This is a genomic window from Komagataeibacter melaceti, assembly GCF_003403295.1.
In the GTDB taxonomy this organism is placed as follows: domain Bacteria; phylum Pseudomonadota; class Alphaproteobacteria; order Acetobacterales; family Acetobacteraceae; genus Komagataeibacter; species Komagataeibacter melaceti.
In genome coordinates this window covers 1-17,217 of record NZ_QUWV01000127.1, presented here as the reverse complement: position 1 = coordinate 17,217, position 17,217 = coordinate 1, and the positions used below count along the sequence as shown (strand labels likewise).

Here is a 17,217-nt window from a genome sequence, read left to right as displayed (position 1 = left end):
ACTCCTCGTCAGCCGGTCAGGATCGAACTGGACGCGGCACTGCCCATTTTTGCTGCGACCGCCGCGCGCCATTGGCCGACCGTGGTGGTTGAACTGATATTGTTCCCCGACATCGCCGTGCTCGATATGTAGGACGACATGAGGCTGCTGTCGTCGGCCGTCGCGATTTCAGCGCCCGCGCTCGGGCCAAAGTTATAATAGGCCCGGGCATCAAGGGCTGTCGGGTTGCTGATGCCACTCTGCTGCAGGCTGGTTGCGGCATCCTTGAGATACTGCGCTGCAGCCACTGCCTGCGTTGCCGGATCCTGCTGGCCCGCCGTGCCGCTGGTGATGGATGAGGCCAGCGAGGGGTCTGCAGCCAGTGCCTCTCCAAGGGTCTGGCTGTAGGTCCCGTTGCTCATCTGGAACGCGCCGGTGATCGTACTGCCGTTTCCGGCCGTGTAGAGGTTCTGGCAACCGGATTCCACCACGCAGGTCGCGGCCAGTGCTGACGGATTGACGCCCAGCGCCTCGGCGTTCTGGGCTGCTGCATAGCCCCAGGACTGCTGGTATAGGGTCTCGAGCGCATCGCTGTCGGACGTGCCTGCTGTCGTTGTCTGGCTGACGGCGCCGTTTCCGCTGGTGGCCTGGGCTGTCCCCGTCGTGCCCGGGGTCCAGCCACCGAGCCCCGGTTCCTGATAGGTTGCGTTGACATGTGTCGGGAGCCCGCCCGGCACATTTACTGTCTGTGCGTGCCCGATCGGCGGCGCGACGAGGCCGCACGTTACGAGGACCACGGTCGCTGGCGCCGTGTGGCGGCATGGGAAGGGGAGCCGGATCACCTTGGCCTCCTGTTGCGAGGCGGACAGGATCGGCCGGCATCATGCGACCTGTGTCAGTAATTGGTACGGTGTTTCGGTTCCGGCCCTGAGCGTGTCCGTCGTGGACACGCTCAGGGCATCCGGCCGAGCGCAAATCCCGCTATCAGGACGATGGAACTGTATCCCAGGATGCGAAAGGCCGTCTGCAGGTTGTACCGTCTGGTCATGGCCGTGGCCTGGCTCTCGATGGCGCCCCTTAATCCTTTCGTCATATCCGCCGTGATCGCGAGGAGTTTCTTCTCGACCAGTTTTTCGTTGATGGTGCGCAGCGTGTGCACCGCTTCAATGCCGTCCCTGAGGTGACTGCGGATGGCGATCGTGTCCTGTGCCAGGGTTTCGCGCTGCTGTTCGGCCACCAGCCTGCTCTCGGCAACGGAGCGGATGGAGGCGCGCCTGGCTTCAATGCAGAGGGTGCCGATCTGGTCTATCGCTGCGACCAGTGCTGAAAGCACTTCGACTTCGGGCGCGATCGGACGCTCGACCCACTGGGCGGCGACCCGGCGCAGGTTCTCCATTCGGACCGCGAATTCACGGTCTGCCGCCTCGATGTCGCCTTGGGCTGCCATCAGACATTCTCCATCACCACGTCGGGCAATCCCTTCGGCATCCGGGGCAGATAGTCCGCTCCGAGGTCGCGCAGGAAGAGGGGCACGTCCCGTTTGAGCCAGCGATTGACCCGTAGCCTGTCGAATACCGAGCTTTTCGGCTGTCCGGGAACCGGCTTGTTCGCAGCAAAATCCATGAACGACTGCCCACGATCCGCGATTTTCTTCAGCCCGTTGATCGCGGGGAACACACCGTGCGCGGCGCCTCGGTCCAGAGCGTTGAGCACCGCTTCGTTTTCGAGGATCTGGCTGACCGCCTGAGGTGTATCGATACCGACGGGAAGCAGGCCTTCATTTATGACAATTGCCGTGCGGGGCGGCAGGAATCCGTGCTGCTCCTGAAGGTCCTGCAGATAGTCGATGTCCGCATTCTCCATGCCGATCATGAAGATCGTCACAAGCGAGATCCCGAGCTCGTCCAGCGCCGCGACAAGGGGAGATGAGCGGATCAGTTCGTGCATCGCAGTCCATCCTCCCCCGATGTCGAGGATCGCATCATGGCGGGATTCAACCAGCTTCTCGATCTGCCCTTCGAGCCAGGCAGCCTGCCCGGTCGGGGACATGCTGTCCGCTTCCAGAACCTGCGGACCAAGCGATGAAAGCGTATGCGAGCGGTTCATGGAATCCGTGTTCCAGATCTCCGGTCTGCCTCCCTGCTGGGCCGTGATCTCGGCCAGCGATTTGAGGAATGTCGTCTTTCCCACCCGCTGGCGCCCGATGGCTACGAGCAGTGTCGGGCGTGTCACCAGCTCCGTTGGGTCTGCGGCGTCTGTGATCGTGGCGGATGCCATGCCTTACTCCCGATGAAAACCGGGCTCCTTTCGCTTCAGCCGCGCAAGAAGATCCCGCTTGATGGCCTCGGCCCGGGCGCGACCAATGGGGAAGTTCTTCTCCCCGGTTGTCTCGCTGTCCGAGCACACTGGCACTGTCGCAGGCAATGATGCGACCTGTGCGTTTTCTTCGGCGGGCACTATTTGTGCGGGAACGCCAGTTCCATCGGGCGCGCAGCTTACGCGACCGTCATCGACAACAGCGGGCCTCCAGCCGCGAGGGAAGCGGCTGGGTTGCATGGCGCTTTCGGTGTCAGGAGATTGTGGAACCTGTTCAGCTTCCGGATGCGTGCGGCGGGTGCCGGCCATACGGCGCCAATAGCGCTCCATACGCTTCATCGCTTCCTTTTCGTCCGGAAGGTCAAGGCCATCTTCTCGGGCTGCGGCAACATAGGGAGCCCAGGAATCCCCTTTTGATCGCAGTGCGCTTATGTCCTCGCAGTTGGTGAGCAGCCACCGATAGAGAGGTGTCGCACTGTCTCGGGCCCTATGGTTCTCAATGAGCGATTTCAGCCGTTCCTTGCCGAACCTGCCTGTCATGATTCATCCCCTCCTGCATCATCATACCTGGGGCGCAACTTCGTCAGCATGCAGATTCTCACATGTGATCTGCGCGCGCATACTCATGAACGACCCATATCCCTACCCTTGACGCACGGACGGAACGACTGTTTCACGACCCAACGACTACCCTTACGACGACCCATTGACATACCCGAGGCCGACATTGCGCCTACCCATAAATAGCGGGTCCTCATACACCATTGCACCGTTGGTGCGGGCGGCTTCGCCGCCAGGAGCGGGGGAGTTGGAAAGGGTATAAGCAATGCTTAGACCCTTCCGGATGCCGCTGAGCCCATTTTAACAAGAGGTCGCATGTTCCCCGCGCACAATCTCCTTAGGAAAAGGGGAGATATGAGATGCGAGATACCATCCCTAACAGGCCGCGAGTCAGGAAGCCGGTCAGTGATCCGGTTCAACCTATTCTGCATAAAAGCGAACGAGACTATCTGACATTTGAAGACACCCGGATCTCAGTTCAGGAAGTCACCGGAAGGCGATGGATCTCGGCGCGGGAGATTTGCTCCATATTGGGCCTCAGCAATCCTTCTGCGACGGTCAAACGGCTTGATGATGATGAATATTGCCGTATTGGCGTGGTGACGGCAGGCGGGACGCAGGAACAGCTCTTCGTCAGTGAAAGCGGAGCCAATCACCTGACGTTCATTTCTCGAAAGCCTGTTGCCAAACGGGTTCGGCGCTGGATTACCGGAGAGGTGATGCCACAGATCAGTCGAACCGGTGCCTATATCCCCGGCGGATGCCCCGGAAGTGCCGTGCAACTTACAGTCACCAGCAGTCAGATGGATCTTCTCAGGCGTCTTTCGCGGCCTGGTCCTCACATGGTTTTTGTGATGCCGGGACAGGAGCCATACATTGAGGAGGTTGATCCTCATCAGTTCATTCGCGATCTGGATCGTCACGACGTGGAGGGGCTGGTTCACGCCATGAACCTGATCGGGTCGGTCTGGAGCGTATGCTGCAAAATCGACGGGGCGATGTATTGCTCCGCCGTCTTGCAGAGTGGTATCGGTCGCCAGCTTGATGACGCCATTCGCATCGGGGTGGACCTGTCCCGCAGCGTCATCGTGCCTACCCGAGAGAAATCATAAAGCCGCCACGGTTGTGATTCGATCTTTCCGTGTCACCTTAATTGAAAGAGACAGCGTTGATGAAAAGCACCGATCTGATTGACCGTATCGCCGAAGCCACGGGCGGCACGAAGGCCGATGCGAAGACCGCTCTTGAGACCGTCCTGGCCTCTATCGTTCAGGCTGCAGAGGTCGGCGATGAGGTATCGCTGCCTGGCTTTGGCAAGTTTACCGTCCGGCATACCGCTGCCCGCATGGGTCGCAATCCGGCGACCGGTGCTGAGATGCAGATTCCGGCCTCGCGCAAGCTGGTTTTTGCGCCGGCCAAGGCGGTCAAGGACCAGCTCACCGGGGCTAACCAGAAGAAGGTCTGAACGGTCGCATGATTCCGCGTCACGCTTCCCGTGTTTCTGACACGGGGGGGTGACGATGATGAGCGAGTCAGTCGGAAAACCTAACACGACCGCAAGTTGGGACGACGATATCCGGGAACGGCTTCGAATGATCGAAGACAAGCTGTCCCTGATCATTGAAATTCTCGCCCCGAAGGAATCTGATGGTCCGACACTTGATGAGATCCTCGGCCGACTGGTGACACTTGTCGCCGCGCAGGGCCCTGTTCTCAGGCATATTGACGCCACAACCGGCAGAACCCTCGATATTCAGGAGGGCCGGGCGCCCCTCACCTCTCGACCCGAGGAAAAGGACGGAACGGGTGTCTGATGATGACGTTCCGGAAAATCTCGGCTGAGAGTAGTGGTCGCCTGATCACTGCCTATTTCACGCAGGAGCTGCCAGAGCCAGAGCACGATTTCCGTACCCGGCCCGGAAAAGTGCCCGACGCGGATGGTGGCCGACTGACCAGCTATTACACCGGTCGCGATGGGCGGGCCTCGTGGCGACCGGACATGCGACCCGAGATTGCAGCGGCTCTTGGCATTGATCCGAAGACACCACCTAAGAACGCGCAACTCAATCGCCTGTTTGAAGCAAAGAGGGCCGATAATGGCGATGACTGGTCAAGGAATGCCCGCAAGATCAGTGCCTATGATCTGACCCTGGCGCCACACAAATCAGTTACGCTTGCGGCCGAGTTTGCGCCGACCGAGGCCGAGAGGGCAGCCATCTGGCACGCCATTGATCGGGCAAACGACGCCACCATGCTCTATGTCGCGCGGGAAATCGGCTTCGCGCGGCGCGGTCATGGAGGCGAAGACGGTGCCAACCCGGGCGAGGTCGCCTGGGTGTCATTCCGGCATGATACCGCGCGCCCGACGGTCGAGGCGCGTGACGCGGGGACAGGTCAGACCTATCTGATCGATACGCCAGCAGGCGGCGATCCCCATGCCCATATCCATAATGCCCTGTTCAATGTCGTGGTTACGGAAGAGGGACATGTGGGTTCACTCGACACGAAGCGGCTGCGATCGCGCGTTCATGAATTTGGAGCATATTTCCAGGCACAGCTCGCCGATGAACTGCGCCGGATCGGCATCGCCCAGCAATACGATGCGAGTGAACAGGCGACGGTCATCTCGGCCGTGCCGCAGGATATATCGGATTTCTTCAGCAAGGGACGACGCAACGTCATCAGGGCGGCCAAGGAGTATGCCGCGGCGGAAGGAGCGGACTGGGCGCATATGCCGATCGAACGCAAGCGCCGCATCCTGTCCATGGCCGGCCTGGCAGCCCGGCTCGACAAGGATAAAGGTACGAGTGACCATGAGATATGGCACGAGCAGGCCAGGCGTCTTGGCTGGGAGAAAAAAAGTCTGCTTGGCACGCCAGTAGCGCCCGTGGGCGCCAGGGAACAACGATACGATATTGCCTACCGTTTCGCTGCGCGCCATCTCGCGAGGGAGTTTGAAACAGCCGCCGTGATCGATCACGACAAGCTCAGAACGTATGCGGCCCGGGGCCTGATCGGCACCGGCATCGAGGGTGGCGTGAAGGACATTGATCATGTCGTGGCCCTTATTGAACAGCGTGGTCTTGAACTCGGCGGGGAACGGGTCTCGCTGATTCAGGAGATGCGTGGCGACAGGCTGAGGGTGACGAATTCCGCGCAGATCGCCATTGAGGAGGACCTCGCGATTCAGGCGGCTCGTGCTTCAGGAGACCGGAGCGGGGCGCTGTCGGACCGCCAGATCACGGAAGCGATCGGACGATCACCCCTCGACTTCGCAAGCGAGCATGGAAAGACCCAGAAGGCTGCGATCTACGCTCTTGGCCGGGGCGGTGCGCTCTCCATGCTCACCGGCGTCGCGGGTTCCGGGAAGACGGCCCTGCTGTCTCCGCTGGTCGATGCGTGGAAACATGATACGCGTTATGACACGAATGGTCGCAGGGTTATCGGGATTGCCAATGCCTGGCGCCAGGCGGACGCATTACGTGAGGCCGGCATCTTTGACACAAGCGCGATGCTGCCCTTTTTGGCGCGGCTGGAGCGCGGTGACGTTGATGTGGACCAGAATACGGTGCTGGTGATTGACGAGGTCGGTCAGGTCGGCCCGCGCCAGATGCTTCGCCTGTTACAGTTGCAGCGCGATACCGGTTGCACGATCAAGGCGCTGGGTGACCACGAGCAGGCGCAGAATATCGAGGCAGGGGACGCCATCGAGATGCTGCGCCGGGTCCTGGATCCGGAAGATATGCCTGAGCTTCTGTCCAGTGTCCGGCAGGTATCTGCAAGAAATCGCCAGATTGCTGATCTGTTTCGTGGCGCAGAGCCGGAAGAGAGCGATCTGGAATCCCACGAGTTCAAGGGGGCTGCGGCCAACGCGCATACCGACGAGGAAAATGATGACGACGTCCGTAACAGGTTCCATCTGAAGGAAGTCCGGGACGCGATTGATATGAAACGGGCGGATGGAACGATCCGTCTGGTCGGCGGCGACCATGAGGAAGTCCTGCAGGATATTGCCCGGCTGTATGTGACGCGTCGCGATGCCCTGGCCGCCGAGGGTGCCGGCCTACGGCGTGGTCGGACCAAGACGATCAGCATGTCGGCACTGACCAATCAGGATGCTGCCGATCTGAGTCGGGCAGTCCGTACAATCCTGCAGGAGCGCGGCGAGATCTCGACGCATGAAATCACCGTGCAGGCTATTGATCAGCGCGGCGAAACCTATGATCTTGCGATCGCTATGGGCGACCGGCTTCGGCTGTATCGTCGGACATGGGGCAGTGTGGATGGAAAGGGCGCCACAGTCGGAAATAACGGCGATGTGGTGGAAGTTCTGGCTCATGGCGATGCGGGGCTTCGCGTCCGCACGAAGGAGGGGCTTGTTGCTGATGTTGAATGGCGGCGGTTTCGTGACGCGAAGACTGGTCGGGTACTGCTGGGGTTCGGACATGCCATGACGATTGATGCGGCACAGGGGCTTACTTCAGATGAGCACATCAACGCCCTGCCGCGAGGCGTCGAACTGGCGACGGGATTTACCTCATACGTCGCGGAAAGCCGGGCGCGTGGAACCACATGGACCATGATCTCCGATGGCGCGACGTTTGAGGCGGTCCGGAACCAGAGGGCGCTCGGGGATACGACTCCCATCACTAGTGACGATCTGTGGAATCATGTGGCAAAGAAAATGGCGCATAAACCATATAAATCACTGGGCACGGATCTGGTTGCCCGAACCCGCAAGGCCCGGGATGCGAGGATCCGCGAACTGATCGCGCTTGGGCGCATGCAGGAGACACTGACGAAGTCAGGTCGCCCCTATGGAAGGGAGATTATTCTGGAAACGCAGGCGCGGCAGGCCGAGCGCTTGCATAAGGCGCGTCTGGCCGAGATCGACGCCAGGCTGCAGGTCATGATCAGGAACGCACCAGCGGTCATGACGGGTGCGGAGCAGACGCTTCGGAGCCAACGGGCCGCCCAGGTGCTGGGCAGGCGTCCCCCTGTGCCATCTGCGTCGCCAGGCGCCGCCACTTAGAGCGTCCGGCTTTCTGCTGTTCTCACCCGTATCTGGATCCCGCTGACAGTGTGCCATACCGCGACAACATCTCAGATCTGACGCACGCTTTGGTCATTTGCGCAACGAAGTCGGCTGCGTATCGTCAGGCAGGCGGGGAGCAGCAGATAACAGGCCAATGATGGACGATGTGTCTTTCCGGGGAGATCCTGATCCGTTCGACTGTTGGTTGAAGAACGAATTGCGTGCCCGGTTCAATGATGTTGTGCGTGAACCGATCCCTGAAAGTCTGCTGCGCATTATTGGCGCGACTGAAGCTTCCGGGCATGTTCACGTCTCAAGACCTTCCTGGGCCGAGGAGGAAGCTGTGTCTGAGTGTTCTGCTGACACCGGCTCCAGATGATTTCGTATTGCAGATATGGCTTCTTGATGCTGGGCGGGAAACGGGTAACAGGATTGCTGTAGAAAGCAAGAAGTGTTGACGGTCAGATAAAATACAGATGAGCAGGCACAGGATCCTATTGGATATCTGCTCAAGAGCATACCTGTTCTGCAATCTGCCAAATCGTCGAAAACGTCGAGGACTATTCCCAGTAGCGGTGTTATATATAGGGCCACAGTTTTTTCGTCTGTTAAGGTGATGGACAATGCCCGAAGAACAACAAAGACAGCTGACGCTGGCCGTGGAAATCATAACTGCTTATGTATCGGGAAATAAAATATCGCCGGACGAACTTATCAGGCTGATTGGGGCTGTTTACAATTCATTGTCCGTCCCGACTACTTCGGGAGTAAAAGAACAGATACCTGCCGTTCCCATCAAGCGGTCCGTATTTCCGGATTATATCATATGTCTTGAAGATGGGAAAAAGCTGAAAATGCTCAAACGGCATCTGCAGGCATCCTATGGTATGACGCCTGAAGAATATCGGCGGAAATGGGGACTTCCATCTCATTACCCTATGGTCGCTCCCAATTACACAGTACGCCGATCGGAACTTGCAAGAGAGATTGGGCTGGGGCGGGATATAACGTCCACTGCCACCAAATCTGGTGATGAGGGCGCGACGGATCCTGCATTGCCTGACAAGCCACAAGGAAGGCGTCGGGGCAGAAAGAAAGCTGTTCACTAGAAGTGGAACGCGCCGCCGGACCGGGCGGCGCGGCGATCTCCTGGCTCAGGAACGCAGCAATATGCGAAGGCAGAACTTCTTCGCTACGCTGTAGGGTGTCGACTGGGGATGTTCCTATTTGACCGGACCATGATCCAGTTCGGGGCGTGACGTCGATAAATCCCGACGAAAGATGCCTTTTATACAATCCAGGTTGCGGATCGCGATCCTAAGCCCTTGCGTTATGCACCTTGTGGAAGAATTCAGTTCTCAGTGAAAATCTATAAGCGATGACTACAAAGTTGTGCTGTCACGAGGGCAGCCTGCCTTTTCCGCTCGGACAATCCTTTTGCAGATCCCATGTCTGGTGACGGACAGCTTTCTCCTTATCACGAGCGGTCCACGTGTAATCATTCAGAGAATGAACGCCTCAGCGCCTCAGAGATGGCGTTCCAAAGCCTGAATTTTTCGATCATGGGATATTCTTTCTGAATCTTGCCGCTGGGTATGAAACGAGTATCCCGTAATGACCTGATGATGCGGTCGGCATCCATATCCGGCATTTCAATAAGCTCCTTGAGTGCCTGCCGGGCATTATGGTGTGACCGGAGATATATGGCTTCCTCTTTCATGTGGTGCTTGATGGTCATCTCCAGTGCTGCGCTGAGATAGATAACGTGGGGGGCGAAATTGATATAGCGCCAAGCCGGTCTCGCCAGATCAGGGTTCGAGAAGTCGAGATTGGATTTTATCCCATCAGGATAGGTCTTCATGTCACGATCGAAAGAGACATGATCCGTGATCTGTTGCATCAGGGGTTTTGAAACCCTGTCCAGAATCTGGTCGTAGTTTTGCCTGCTCGTCGGGTCTCCAATGATCGTAGCTGAGATGGGGAGAATGATCTGGTCGGGGATGGCGCCGTCCCGCCTGAGAACGTCATTTATCAGGAACCGGTGGACACGGCCGTTCCCGTCAGAAAGAGGATGGATGTAGACAAACCCGAAGGCTGCCACGGCGCTACGCATGACAGGAGACTGTCCTTCAGTCCTGTCGAGGAAAATTTTTAATCCCTCAAGCATATCCGCTACGTCTTGTGCGGGAGGCGCGAGGTAGTGAACAACATTCTCGTACCTCATCGTGTATTCTCCAACGAATACCGGAGACAGTCGCAAGCCAAAATGCTCGGTTATTGTGACGTCACCGAGGATGTTGCGTTGCAATTCGGCAAGGTCAGTATCTGTCAGGGGGACTGTCCCTTGCCCGGTTCTCGTGGCGAGTACGTGGCTGAAGCGCTGGATCCGGTCAAGTTGATGCTCCTCGCCTTCAATGGTGAAACTTGCCTTGCTTTCACGATTTGTCAGCCACACTGCGGCCCGGGCAAGCATGCTCTCGCCGAACTCCTGCACCAGTTCACCGTAACCGGCAGATACGTCCATCTCCGCAGCCGTCTTGAGTTGACTGGAAAGCGGGATAAAGGGGCAAAAAAAGCGGTTCCCGGGCATGTTGTCACGGACGCGCCATCTGCTGACGTTGCTCGTCTTGTCCGGAGAAGCTGTTACCTGAAAAGATGCGTCCAGTGCGAAGACGTAGTTGCCGCCGAGGTCGACTGGCGGCACGAGCGTTTGTCCGGTGACGAACTCAAAGAGAAATGACGCCCGTCTGGCATATTGTCCGGTCGGTGCACTGTTTATCCACTCCTGGACAAAACCTGGTCCGGTCTTCGCAAAGACGCGCGCCAGCAACTCCAGGCTGGTGGGTTCGTGTCGCAGATGAAACTGCAGATGCGCGGCCGCCGTGTCGGCCGGACGCATGTTTTCGGGATATGTCTCGATGCTGTATAAATTATGATGACTGCTCGACCGGCGACTTCCAAGCTGGCTTTTGACAGCCAGTCCACCGAATGGCTCTGCATCATATTTCAGTGCGAGCCACATGCCGCCAATCGGGTCCGCCATTGGAGTTAGATTCCTGCCGAGTTGTCCAAAACCGTTTATTGATGCTTAAAATCGCATATAAACGGTGCCTTGTGTAAAAAAATATATATGGACAGCCGTGGCCCCGCGTATGCGTTCGTCACTTCGTCTTTGTGATCAATAATTCCCATTCACTGAAGCGCCGCATGATCAGCCTGTTTGCTCCTCGTGTCCGTTGATATGGTCCCGGCTGGGTTCGGTGGCGTCGACAAGGTCTGGAGCCCCATCAAGCCGGATGAAAGGCATTGTCTGACGTGATCAGCTCAGCATCGCTCCTTTTCTGGCGGGCGGGAAGGCTGGAATCCGGCTTCCCGTTGTCGCATCCCATGACCACCATCCGCCTGCGCCGAAAGTCATGTTGTAGTAGTTTTCCTTCCCGGCTCGTCTGGCAGTGTAGGCCTCGTCCGTGCGACCGAAAACTTCCATTGGATATCCGTCACTCCGCGCGGTGTCCTGCAAGATGAAGTCGGGAAAAACGAGATCCCGTTCTGCGTCGAAACGTAGTGGTTTTTCGAATGCGCGTCCCGCTGCCACGAGGGCATCGGCTACCGCCAGTTCATGGCTGCTTTCGAAAGGAAGCATGCTGCGAGAGACGGTCATCAGGGCACCGGTCCTGACTTCCGCCTGGATCCAGCCCCTCCACCGGCTATTGGGCGTTCCGATGGTTCGTGCAGTCACATAGAGCAGCGCTACAACATGTGCCTGCCGCGCCGCTTCGGGCAGGGCGAGCGTGGCTGCCGCCAGCTGGTGCGACCGGGCAAGACAGTTCCTCTCGGCCGCAGGCACTGTCAGAAAGCAGCGGTAACCATTGCGCTGGCCGCTCAGGGTCATGGTGAAATTGCCCCTGGGATCTGGTTCCAGAGCCTCCACGAACCCGATCAGGAACAGATGGTTTTCCTGTCCTTCTGTCCTGACAACGGCATGGAGACGCCGTCCGAACTTTTCATGCCTTGGGGCAACAGGACAGAGAAGATCGGAGATCAGTCTGCCCTGCGCCCGGATCCGGGTTCCGGCAGAGGCGATCCGGCCCAGGGCGACCGTCGGTGTGCGGTGTCCGGCGAATTGTGGCCGCCATTCGGTCAGCCCCGCCCGCTCCCACAGGAGATGGAGCAGCCCGAGAGGCGTCATCCGGCGCTGTCGCGCCTGTCCGGGCCGATCTGAAGCAGGCAGCGGCGTGTCATCAACTGGCCGGGGTGGTCCCTTGCGGCGCAGGCCGATCGACAGGGTCACAGCGACATCCCCATCCTCACCCTCGCGAATTACGCTATTTACATAGCTGGCGCGCCCACTTTTCTCCGGATCAGGCTTGTAGAAGGGGCATGTCTTTTCGTGCAACGGCCCTTCATTTGGCCAGACGGCGAGGTGATAACTGTGACTGTCCGCCCGGTAACGGATCTGTAGAGGTAGTACGGCGCCGCGATGCTGGCATAGGCATCGCGCCTTGTCAGAACGCTCCGCGCTCCGGCTCTCATCATATTTTGCCTTCAGGCGGCGTTCCCACCGCTCCGGGTCGGTCCGGCGCCATTCGAGCTGGAACCTTTCCCCGCCGGGAAGGATGATGATCGTGCCCGTCATGCCGAGGTTTTTTCGCGCAATATCCTGATCTGGGCGAGGATTTCCTTTTCGGTCATCCCGGTGCTGGCCGCGCCCTCCTTCGGTGCGCCTTTTGTCATCGCGTCCCTGACACCCAATATAAGCAGTGCCCGACGCCGGGCTATACCAGGCTGCCGGTCCACGCGGCGTTCAATGGCTTCAAGGCGTCCAAGCAGGTGACCGTCGATGGGAGGTATGGTGCGGGGCGGTGTCTGAAAACCGGGTTTCGGGATGGAGGCAGCGTCACGCAGCATATAGGAAAATGGTGTCAGCATGTCTGTTCCGGCTGCATGCTCATTCTCTTCATCGTCATTGGCGGTCGCAACCCGGCGTGGTGCGGCGGCGACTGCTGCACCAATCTGTGCAAAATTGCGCAGGATGTCTTGAGAACCTGAACCGAGGCGGTCGACTGCTTCCTCGAGTGCGCGAACATCTGGCTCGTCGTGTACGGTGGTCAGTTCAGACTGAAACAGGCCGCCTTCGATCGTCGCGAGGAGGGCGAGCAACTGCTGGTCCGGGGGCACCCGATTCAGGTCCAGCGGCGCTGCAAGCATGACCGGCTGGGCCATGCGGATCGCGCCTGACCGCCCATTGACGGCGGCAAAGAACGTCTTCGAATGGACAATGCGACCGGCATACATCGTTATGGCCTCGCCCTCGATGAGTGACTGAAGGTCTGCCCAGGGAATACGGGCGACTTCCCGGACTTCGGCACCCCGTCCTTCCCGGTAACTGCCAGCCGAGTTACCTTCGAAATGCGTGGCCTGACTGACCTCAACCCGATCGGATTGTTTTTCGATCCACTCGCGCGTGCGCATGGCATCCTGCAGGCGCATGGCGTGGGTGAGGTTGGCGTTGCCGAGCAGGGTAAAGGCTTTGTCGCCGATGCGTGTCGTAAGACCCGGAAGATCCTGAAACCCCAGCCAGAACATGCAGTTCAGGCCGCGTCCCATGGCCAGCTGCCGGTCCATGCCGTCCGTGACGTAGGCGGAGAGTTCGTCGTAGAAAAAATGGAACGGCGCGTCGCCGCTGCCTGCCTTGAGCTTGAAGACCTGCTCGGCAGGGCCGTCGAGGCGGGCGCCAAGAAGCTGGGCCATGACGCCGCGACCGGCCGCGACCACGATCTTGCCCAGTCCGGCCAGCGTATCCGAGGAATTCTCCAGCGCGGGCAGCGTGACGACGAGAATGCGGCGGTTCAGCACCACATCGCGCATGTCGATATCAGGGATCTGGGCGCGGAAGATGTGCCCGAGACTGACGCCAAGCTGCGTGAAGACCCGGGTGAAATACATCTTGGCGTAGCCATGCTGCTCGCTCGGTTTGTTTTCTTTCTGCTCATTCCACGCCAACGAGGAATCATACCCCGGCAGTTCGCCCAGATAGGCCTGGGCTGGATAGAGGATATCATCGGGAATTTCTGGAACGCTGATCTCGATGGGGTGATCGGAGCCGGGATTGCGGATCAGGAACACACGATGCCGGGCCAGCGTGCCGATCCAGCGCAGTTCCATGGCGTAGCGCATGGTCTCGATGTTGATCGGCACGCCGTGCGTGTCGCGCATCCAGGTCAGGACCGGGGCGATCGTGCCGGCAAGGCCGACAGCACGATCCCGAAAGACGCCGTTGGCGTCGTTGCTCGACGGCTCACCAAGCTGGCTGACCAGCATTTCACGGATGGCGTCGGCATTGCCGGTCGCAAACGGATTGAACGTATTGGACTGGCGGATGCCGCTTGCGGTCAGAAAATTGAGATTGAGCACCTGGTCGTCCAGCCCGAAGCGGCGGGCAAGCGCCAGTACATCGCCGTGGACCGTGTTGTCACCCTTGCCGTCGATCAGGATGAACCCGGATCCATGCGCGAGAGGATTGGCCAGCAGGGAGATGGCGGATGTCGTTTTGCCTGCACCCGTTGTGCCGGGCACGGCGGCGTGCTGGCGCCCCGCGTCGGATGAAAGCCAGAGTTGCTGGCCGGTCAGTCCGTCCGTTCCAAGATATATGATGCCTGCCGCCGCCCGCGGCCGACGGGTTTTGGGATCAAGATCGTGTTTGTCCTTCAGGCCGGAATACCTGGGCAGATGAAAAGGCAGCACGGGCTGGCGGGTCATGACCCAGAGCGTCAGGCAGAGGGCGAGGGGAAAGGTGATCCCGACGATCGCGGGAGCCAGCACGCTGAGCCCTGCCAGGATCATGAGGGCGAACCCGGAACTGCTGGATTGCAGCTCTTCGGCGATCCGGACCGTGAAGGGACGCGTGTCGCGATAGGTAGAGCCGTGTTTGAGTTGCTGGTGGACCTGCGGTCCGCCGATCTCGCGCTTCACCATGCTTCAGTCTTCCAGCCCGAAAGGAGATTTTCCGGTGCCGATTGTAGGCGCCACGGGAGCGGTTGGTGCCGTGGGGGAAACCGGTGCCGTCGGCGCTGTCTGCGCTTCGCCTGGGGGGTGCGGATAAGTGACGACAGGCCGCTGCGTCATGATGCGTCGTGCAGCATCGATTTCCGCGCTCGCCGGGTGACCATCGGGATTGCCGACCACATTCCCGTCGACCGGCATGCGCGCGCCCGGGACATAGGTTGAGCTGACCCCTGGCGCGCCTTCGTCCGTCATGGGCGCGCCGGAGAGTGGGGGTAGAATTGCAGGCGGTCGTAGCATGCCAGCGGGCCCGGTGTCGGGAACAGCGCGGTCGGAAACCATGGCCTGACGTGTGCCGATGATCAGGATGGCGGCCAGCCCCCCGGCGATGAGCGCGGGCAATGCCTTTTTCAGGCGCCAGCGCCGTGCTGCTGCCGCTTCTGGTAAAGTGGCTGCCGCATCGTTCGTCTCCGTATGCCCGAAATCAGATCCAAGATGGAAATGGAGCGGCTGTAAGCCTGTCCCGTCGAGTTCAATGGTGATGGGCGCCCGGCCATCAGCGTCGAGGATGATACGGGTCATGGGAAGATCCTTATGCTTCGGGCATCGGGCGCAGGATGGCGAGTGCGTTCTCAACCGCAGGGATGTAGATCGGACGCTGGTAGCGTCGTTCTTCGCTCCAGTGCGCACGCGCGCCGGCGGCCTCGATGCGGGGATTGGGATGAAGGTCTTCGGCCGGGATTTCAGCAGGAAAGCCGAGTGAGTGCAGCGCGTACCACAATGATCGGTCGATGAGCTTCACGATGGCGAATGAGGAGGGTGCCAGTACGCCCGCCTGACGCCGGGCCTCGTGCAGCAGGGTCATGAGCGCGGTCACGCTCCATCCGCTGCGCTCGCAGACCGTATCGATACAGTTTGTGATTTCCTTGTCCTGCAGGGCAGAGCGGGCGCTGCGCATAACGGACTCCGGCACCGTGAGCGGCGCCAGCGGACCATGCGGACCATCAAGGCCAGCGTCGGCCAGACCGGCAGAGAGTTCACCAAGCAGGGCGAGGGCTTCCCGGCGCCTCTGGAGGTAGTGCATCGCAAAGGCAACGAGAAGCACCTGTTCGACAGGGGACGCGGCGTGGATGCTGGACCAGTGGCGGCCCAGCTGGCGCGTGAACGCTTCGAGCGCGCCGGTTTCACTGTAGCGGTCCTGTGCATCGACAGCGAAGCGCGCGCCCCATTCGGCACGTGTCAGAGCCGGGTCCGCGGGCAGGGGGATGCCATCCGTGGGCGTTACAAGCCTGTCCAGTCGGCGTCGGACGAAGCCTCTCAGTGTCGGAAACATTTCTGCCTGGACCGCAATCAGACTTTCCAGGTCGAGCGCTTTTGCAAAACGGCCGGGGGCAGCACGCCACATGCATAACCCGCCCAGGAGCGCAATCACGATGGCCACCGGCCATTTCAGGGCATTGCCCAGGATCGCAAGGCCATAATAAAGCTGGATCGCCCGCACCAGATCCGGTCGATATTGCGCGGCCTGCAACTGGAAACGCAGGCGCATCAGGTCGGGATTAGACGTATGCAGCAGGTTGATCTGCCCCAGCATGGCCCGCAGATAGAAGGCTGTGATCTGCGTATGCCACAGGCTCCAGGCCATGTAGCTGAACAGCAGGACCCCGACGATGATGATGATCGAGGAAAAGAGCAGATAGTCATCGCTGGATGACCATGGGACGCGGCTCGTGCTCATGAGCGATCGCCCCTGCGGTTTCTGGCCATCATCGTGAGGGCGATGTCGTAGAAACGCCGGAGATAGGCATTGCCATGGCGTGGGGTATGAGAGTGATAGAATGCCACGGCCTGCCAGAGGTCGCCGTGTGCCTCGTGCATCGCCTGACCAAGGATCCAGGCGCCTGCCTCGATATTGGCACACGAACTGTCGCGCAGCGCCGCATATGTTTGCGCGGGCGTGCTGTGCCATCGCCTCGCGATGCGATCGACCCATGTCGTGTTGACCTGCATCGGCCCGAGATCCGCCGTGCCGTTACCGTTCGGGCTGACCATTCCGGGGCGGCCGGCCTCGACATAGAGGAGGACGAGCAGCACGCCACGGGGCACACTAGAGATTTTTGCCGAAGCCTCCAGACAGGCTGCAATCTGGCGGCCATTTTCTTCGATGCTCGCGGCGCGGGCGGTCGTGCCGACGGCAAAAAGGGGAAACGCCCCGAGTGCCGCCAGAGCGAGGCGGGGGTGTTGATTTTCACTGAGAACTGACCCGGGTTTTTCATCAGGAATTGACCCAGCCAGATGCTATTTCAGGCATAGTCGGGCGGGCG

The 17,217-nt window shown here is 59.7% G+C and carries 16 protein-coding genes; 6 read left to right on the top strand and 10 right to left on the bottom strand.

Annotation, left to right across the window (positions count from 1 at the left end; all coding sequences use genetic code 11):
* Positions 1–8: 8 nt before the first annotated feature.
* From DY926_RS13150 to DY926_RS13135, 4 genes are all read right to left on the bottom strand, one after another.
* Positions 9–821: a hypothetical protein gene (locus DY926_RS13150; protein ID WP_116703781.1), complete on the bottom strand. Its 813-nt coding sequence runs from the start codon at positions 819–821 to the stop codon at positions 9–11.
* A gap of 110 nt (positions 822–931) precedes the next feature.
* Positions 932–1,426 carry a hypothetical protein gene (locus DY926_RS13145; RefSeq protein WP_048851690.1) on the bottom strand — a complete coding sequence of 165 codons (495 nt, stop codon included), beginning with the start codon at positions 1,424–1,426 and terminating at the stop codon, positions 932–934.
* A complete protein-coding gene (locus tag DY926_RS13140) occupies positions 1,426–2,256 on the bottom strand; it encodes a hypothetical protein (RefSeq protein WP_048851689.1) in 831 nt (276 codons plus the stop codon). Before DY926_RS13140 ends, DY926_RS13145 begins: the two co-directional genes overlap by 1 nt.
* Before the next feature lie 3 nt (positions 2,257–2,259).
* Complete coding sequence (locus DY926_RS13135) at positions 2,260–2,835, bottom strand: hypothetical protein (protein WP_116703780.1); 576 nt, start codon at positions 2,833–2,835, stop codon at positions 2,260–2,262.
* Positions 2,836–3,215: 380 nt separating this feature from the next.
* On the opposite strand from DY926_RS13135, the gene DY926_RS13130 reads away from it, so the two are divergent.
* The 6 genes from DY926_RS13130 (at position 3,216) to DY926_RS13105 (ending at position 9,000) form a co-directional block, all read left to right on the top strand.
* Positions 3,216–3,968, top strand: a complete 753-nt coding sequence (locus DY926_RS13130; RefSeq protein WP_048851687.1) for a BRO-N domain-containing protein — start codon at positions 3,216–3,218, stop codon at positions 3,966–3,968.
* Between the two features lie 59 nt (positions 3,969–4,027).
* Positions 4,028–4,321, top strand: coding sequence for an HU family DNA-binding protein (locus DY926_RS13125; RefSeq protein ID WP_048851686.1), 294 nt, complete (start codon positions 4,028–4,030; stop codon positions 4,319–4,321).
* Positions 4,322–4,448: 127 nt separating this feature from the next.
* Positions 4,449–4,670, top strand: a complete 222-nt coding sequence (locus tag DY926_RS13120) for a hypothetical protein (RefSeq protein WP_373852479.1) — start codon at positions 4,449–4,451, stop codon at positions 4,668–4,670.
* Positions 4,670–7,888 (top strand): MobF family relaxase, encoded by a 3,219-nt coding sequence (mobF, locus tag DY926_RS13115; protein WP_116703779.1) that lies wholly within the window; start codon positions 4,670–4,672, stop codon positions 7,886–7,888. Before DY926_RS13120 ends, mobF begins: the two co-directional genes overlap by 1 nt.
* A 157-nt stretch (positions 7,889–8,045) precedes the next feature.
* Entirely contained in the window at positions 8,046–8,270 is a 225-nt protein-coding gene (locus DY926_RS17345; RefSeq protein ID WP_158551994.1) for a hypothetical protein, read from the top strand.
* A 244-nt stretch (positions 8,271–8,514) separates the two neighbouring features.
* Positions 8,515–9,000, top strand: coding sequence for a MucR family transcriptional regulator (locus DY926_RS13105; RefSeq protein WP_116703777.1), 486 nt, complete (start codon positions 8,515–8,517; stop codon positions 8,998–9,000).
* A gap of 389 nt (positions 9,001–9,389) precedes the next feature.
* Here DY926_RS13105 and DY926_RS13100 read toward each other — a convergent pair whose 3' ends face one another.
* The 6 genes from DY926_RS13100 to DY926_RS13075 all read right to left on the bottom strand — a co-directional run bounded on the left by DY926_RS13100 (position 9,390) and on the right by DY926_RS13075 (position 17,176).
* Positions 9,390–10,934 carry a Fic family protein gene (locus tag DY926_RS13100; protein WP_116703776.1) on the bottom strand — a complete coding sequence of 515 codons (1,545 nt, stop codon included), beginning with the start codon at positions 10,932–10,934 and terminating at the stop codon, positions 9,390–9,392.
* A gap of 276 nt (positions 10,935–11,210) precedes the next feature.
* Positions 11,211–12,527, bottom strand: a complete 1,317-nt coding sequence (locus DY926_RS13095; RefSeq protein WP_116703775.1) for a DUF1173 family protein — start codon at positions 12,525–12,527, stop codon at positions 11,211–11,213.
* Positions 12,524–14,866 carry a type IV secretory system conjugative DNA transfer family protein gene (locus tag DY926_RS13090; RefSeq protein ID WP_116703774.1) on the bottom strand — a complete coding sequence of 781 codons (2,343 nt, stop codon included), beginning with the start codon at positions 14,864–14,866 and terminating at the stop codon, positions 12,524–12,526. The genes DY926_RS13095 and DY926_RS13090 overlap by 4 nt, the downstream gene beginning before the upstream one ends.
* A gap of 3 nt (positions 14,867–14,869) precedes the next feature.
* On the bottom strand, positions 14,870–15,475 hold the full coding sequence (locus tag DY926_RS13085; RefSeq protein WP_116703773.1) for a hypothetical protein: 606 nt from the start codon (positions 15,473–15,475) through the stop codon (positions 14,870–14,872).
* A gap of 10 nt (positions 15,476–15,485) precedes the next feature.
* Positions 15,486–16,631 (bottom strand): secretion/conjugation apparatus DotM-related subunit, encoded by a 1,146-nt coding sequence (locus DY926_RS13080; RefSeq protein WP_116703772.1) that lies wholly within the window; start codon positions 16,629–16,631, stop codon positions 15,486–15,488.
* The gene (locus DY926_RS13075) at positions 16,628–17,176 is read right to left on the bottom strand and encodes a lytic transglycosylase domain-containing protein (RefSeq protein WP_116703771.1); all 549 of its coding nucleotides are present in this window, start codon (positions 17,174–17,176) and stop codon (positions 16,628–16,630) included. Before DY926_RS13075 ends, DY926_RS13080 begins: the two co-directional genes overlap by 4 nt.
* Positions 17,177–17,217 lie beyond the last annotated feature (41 nt).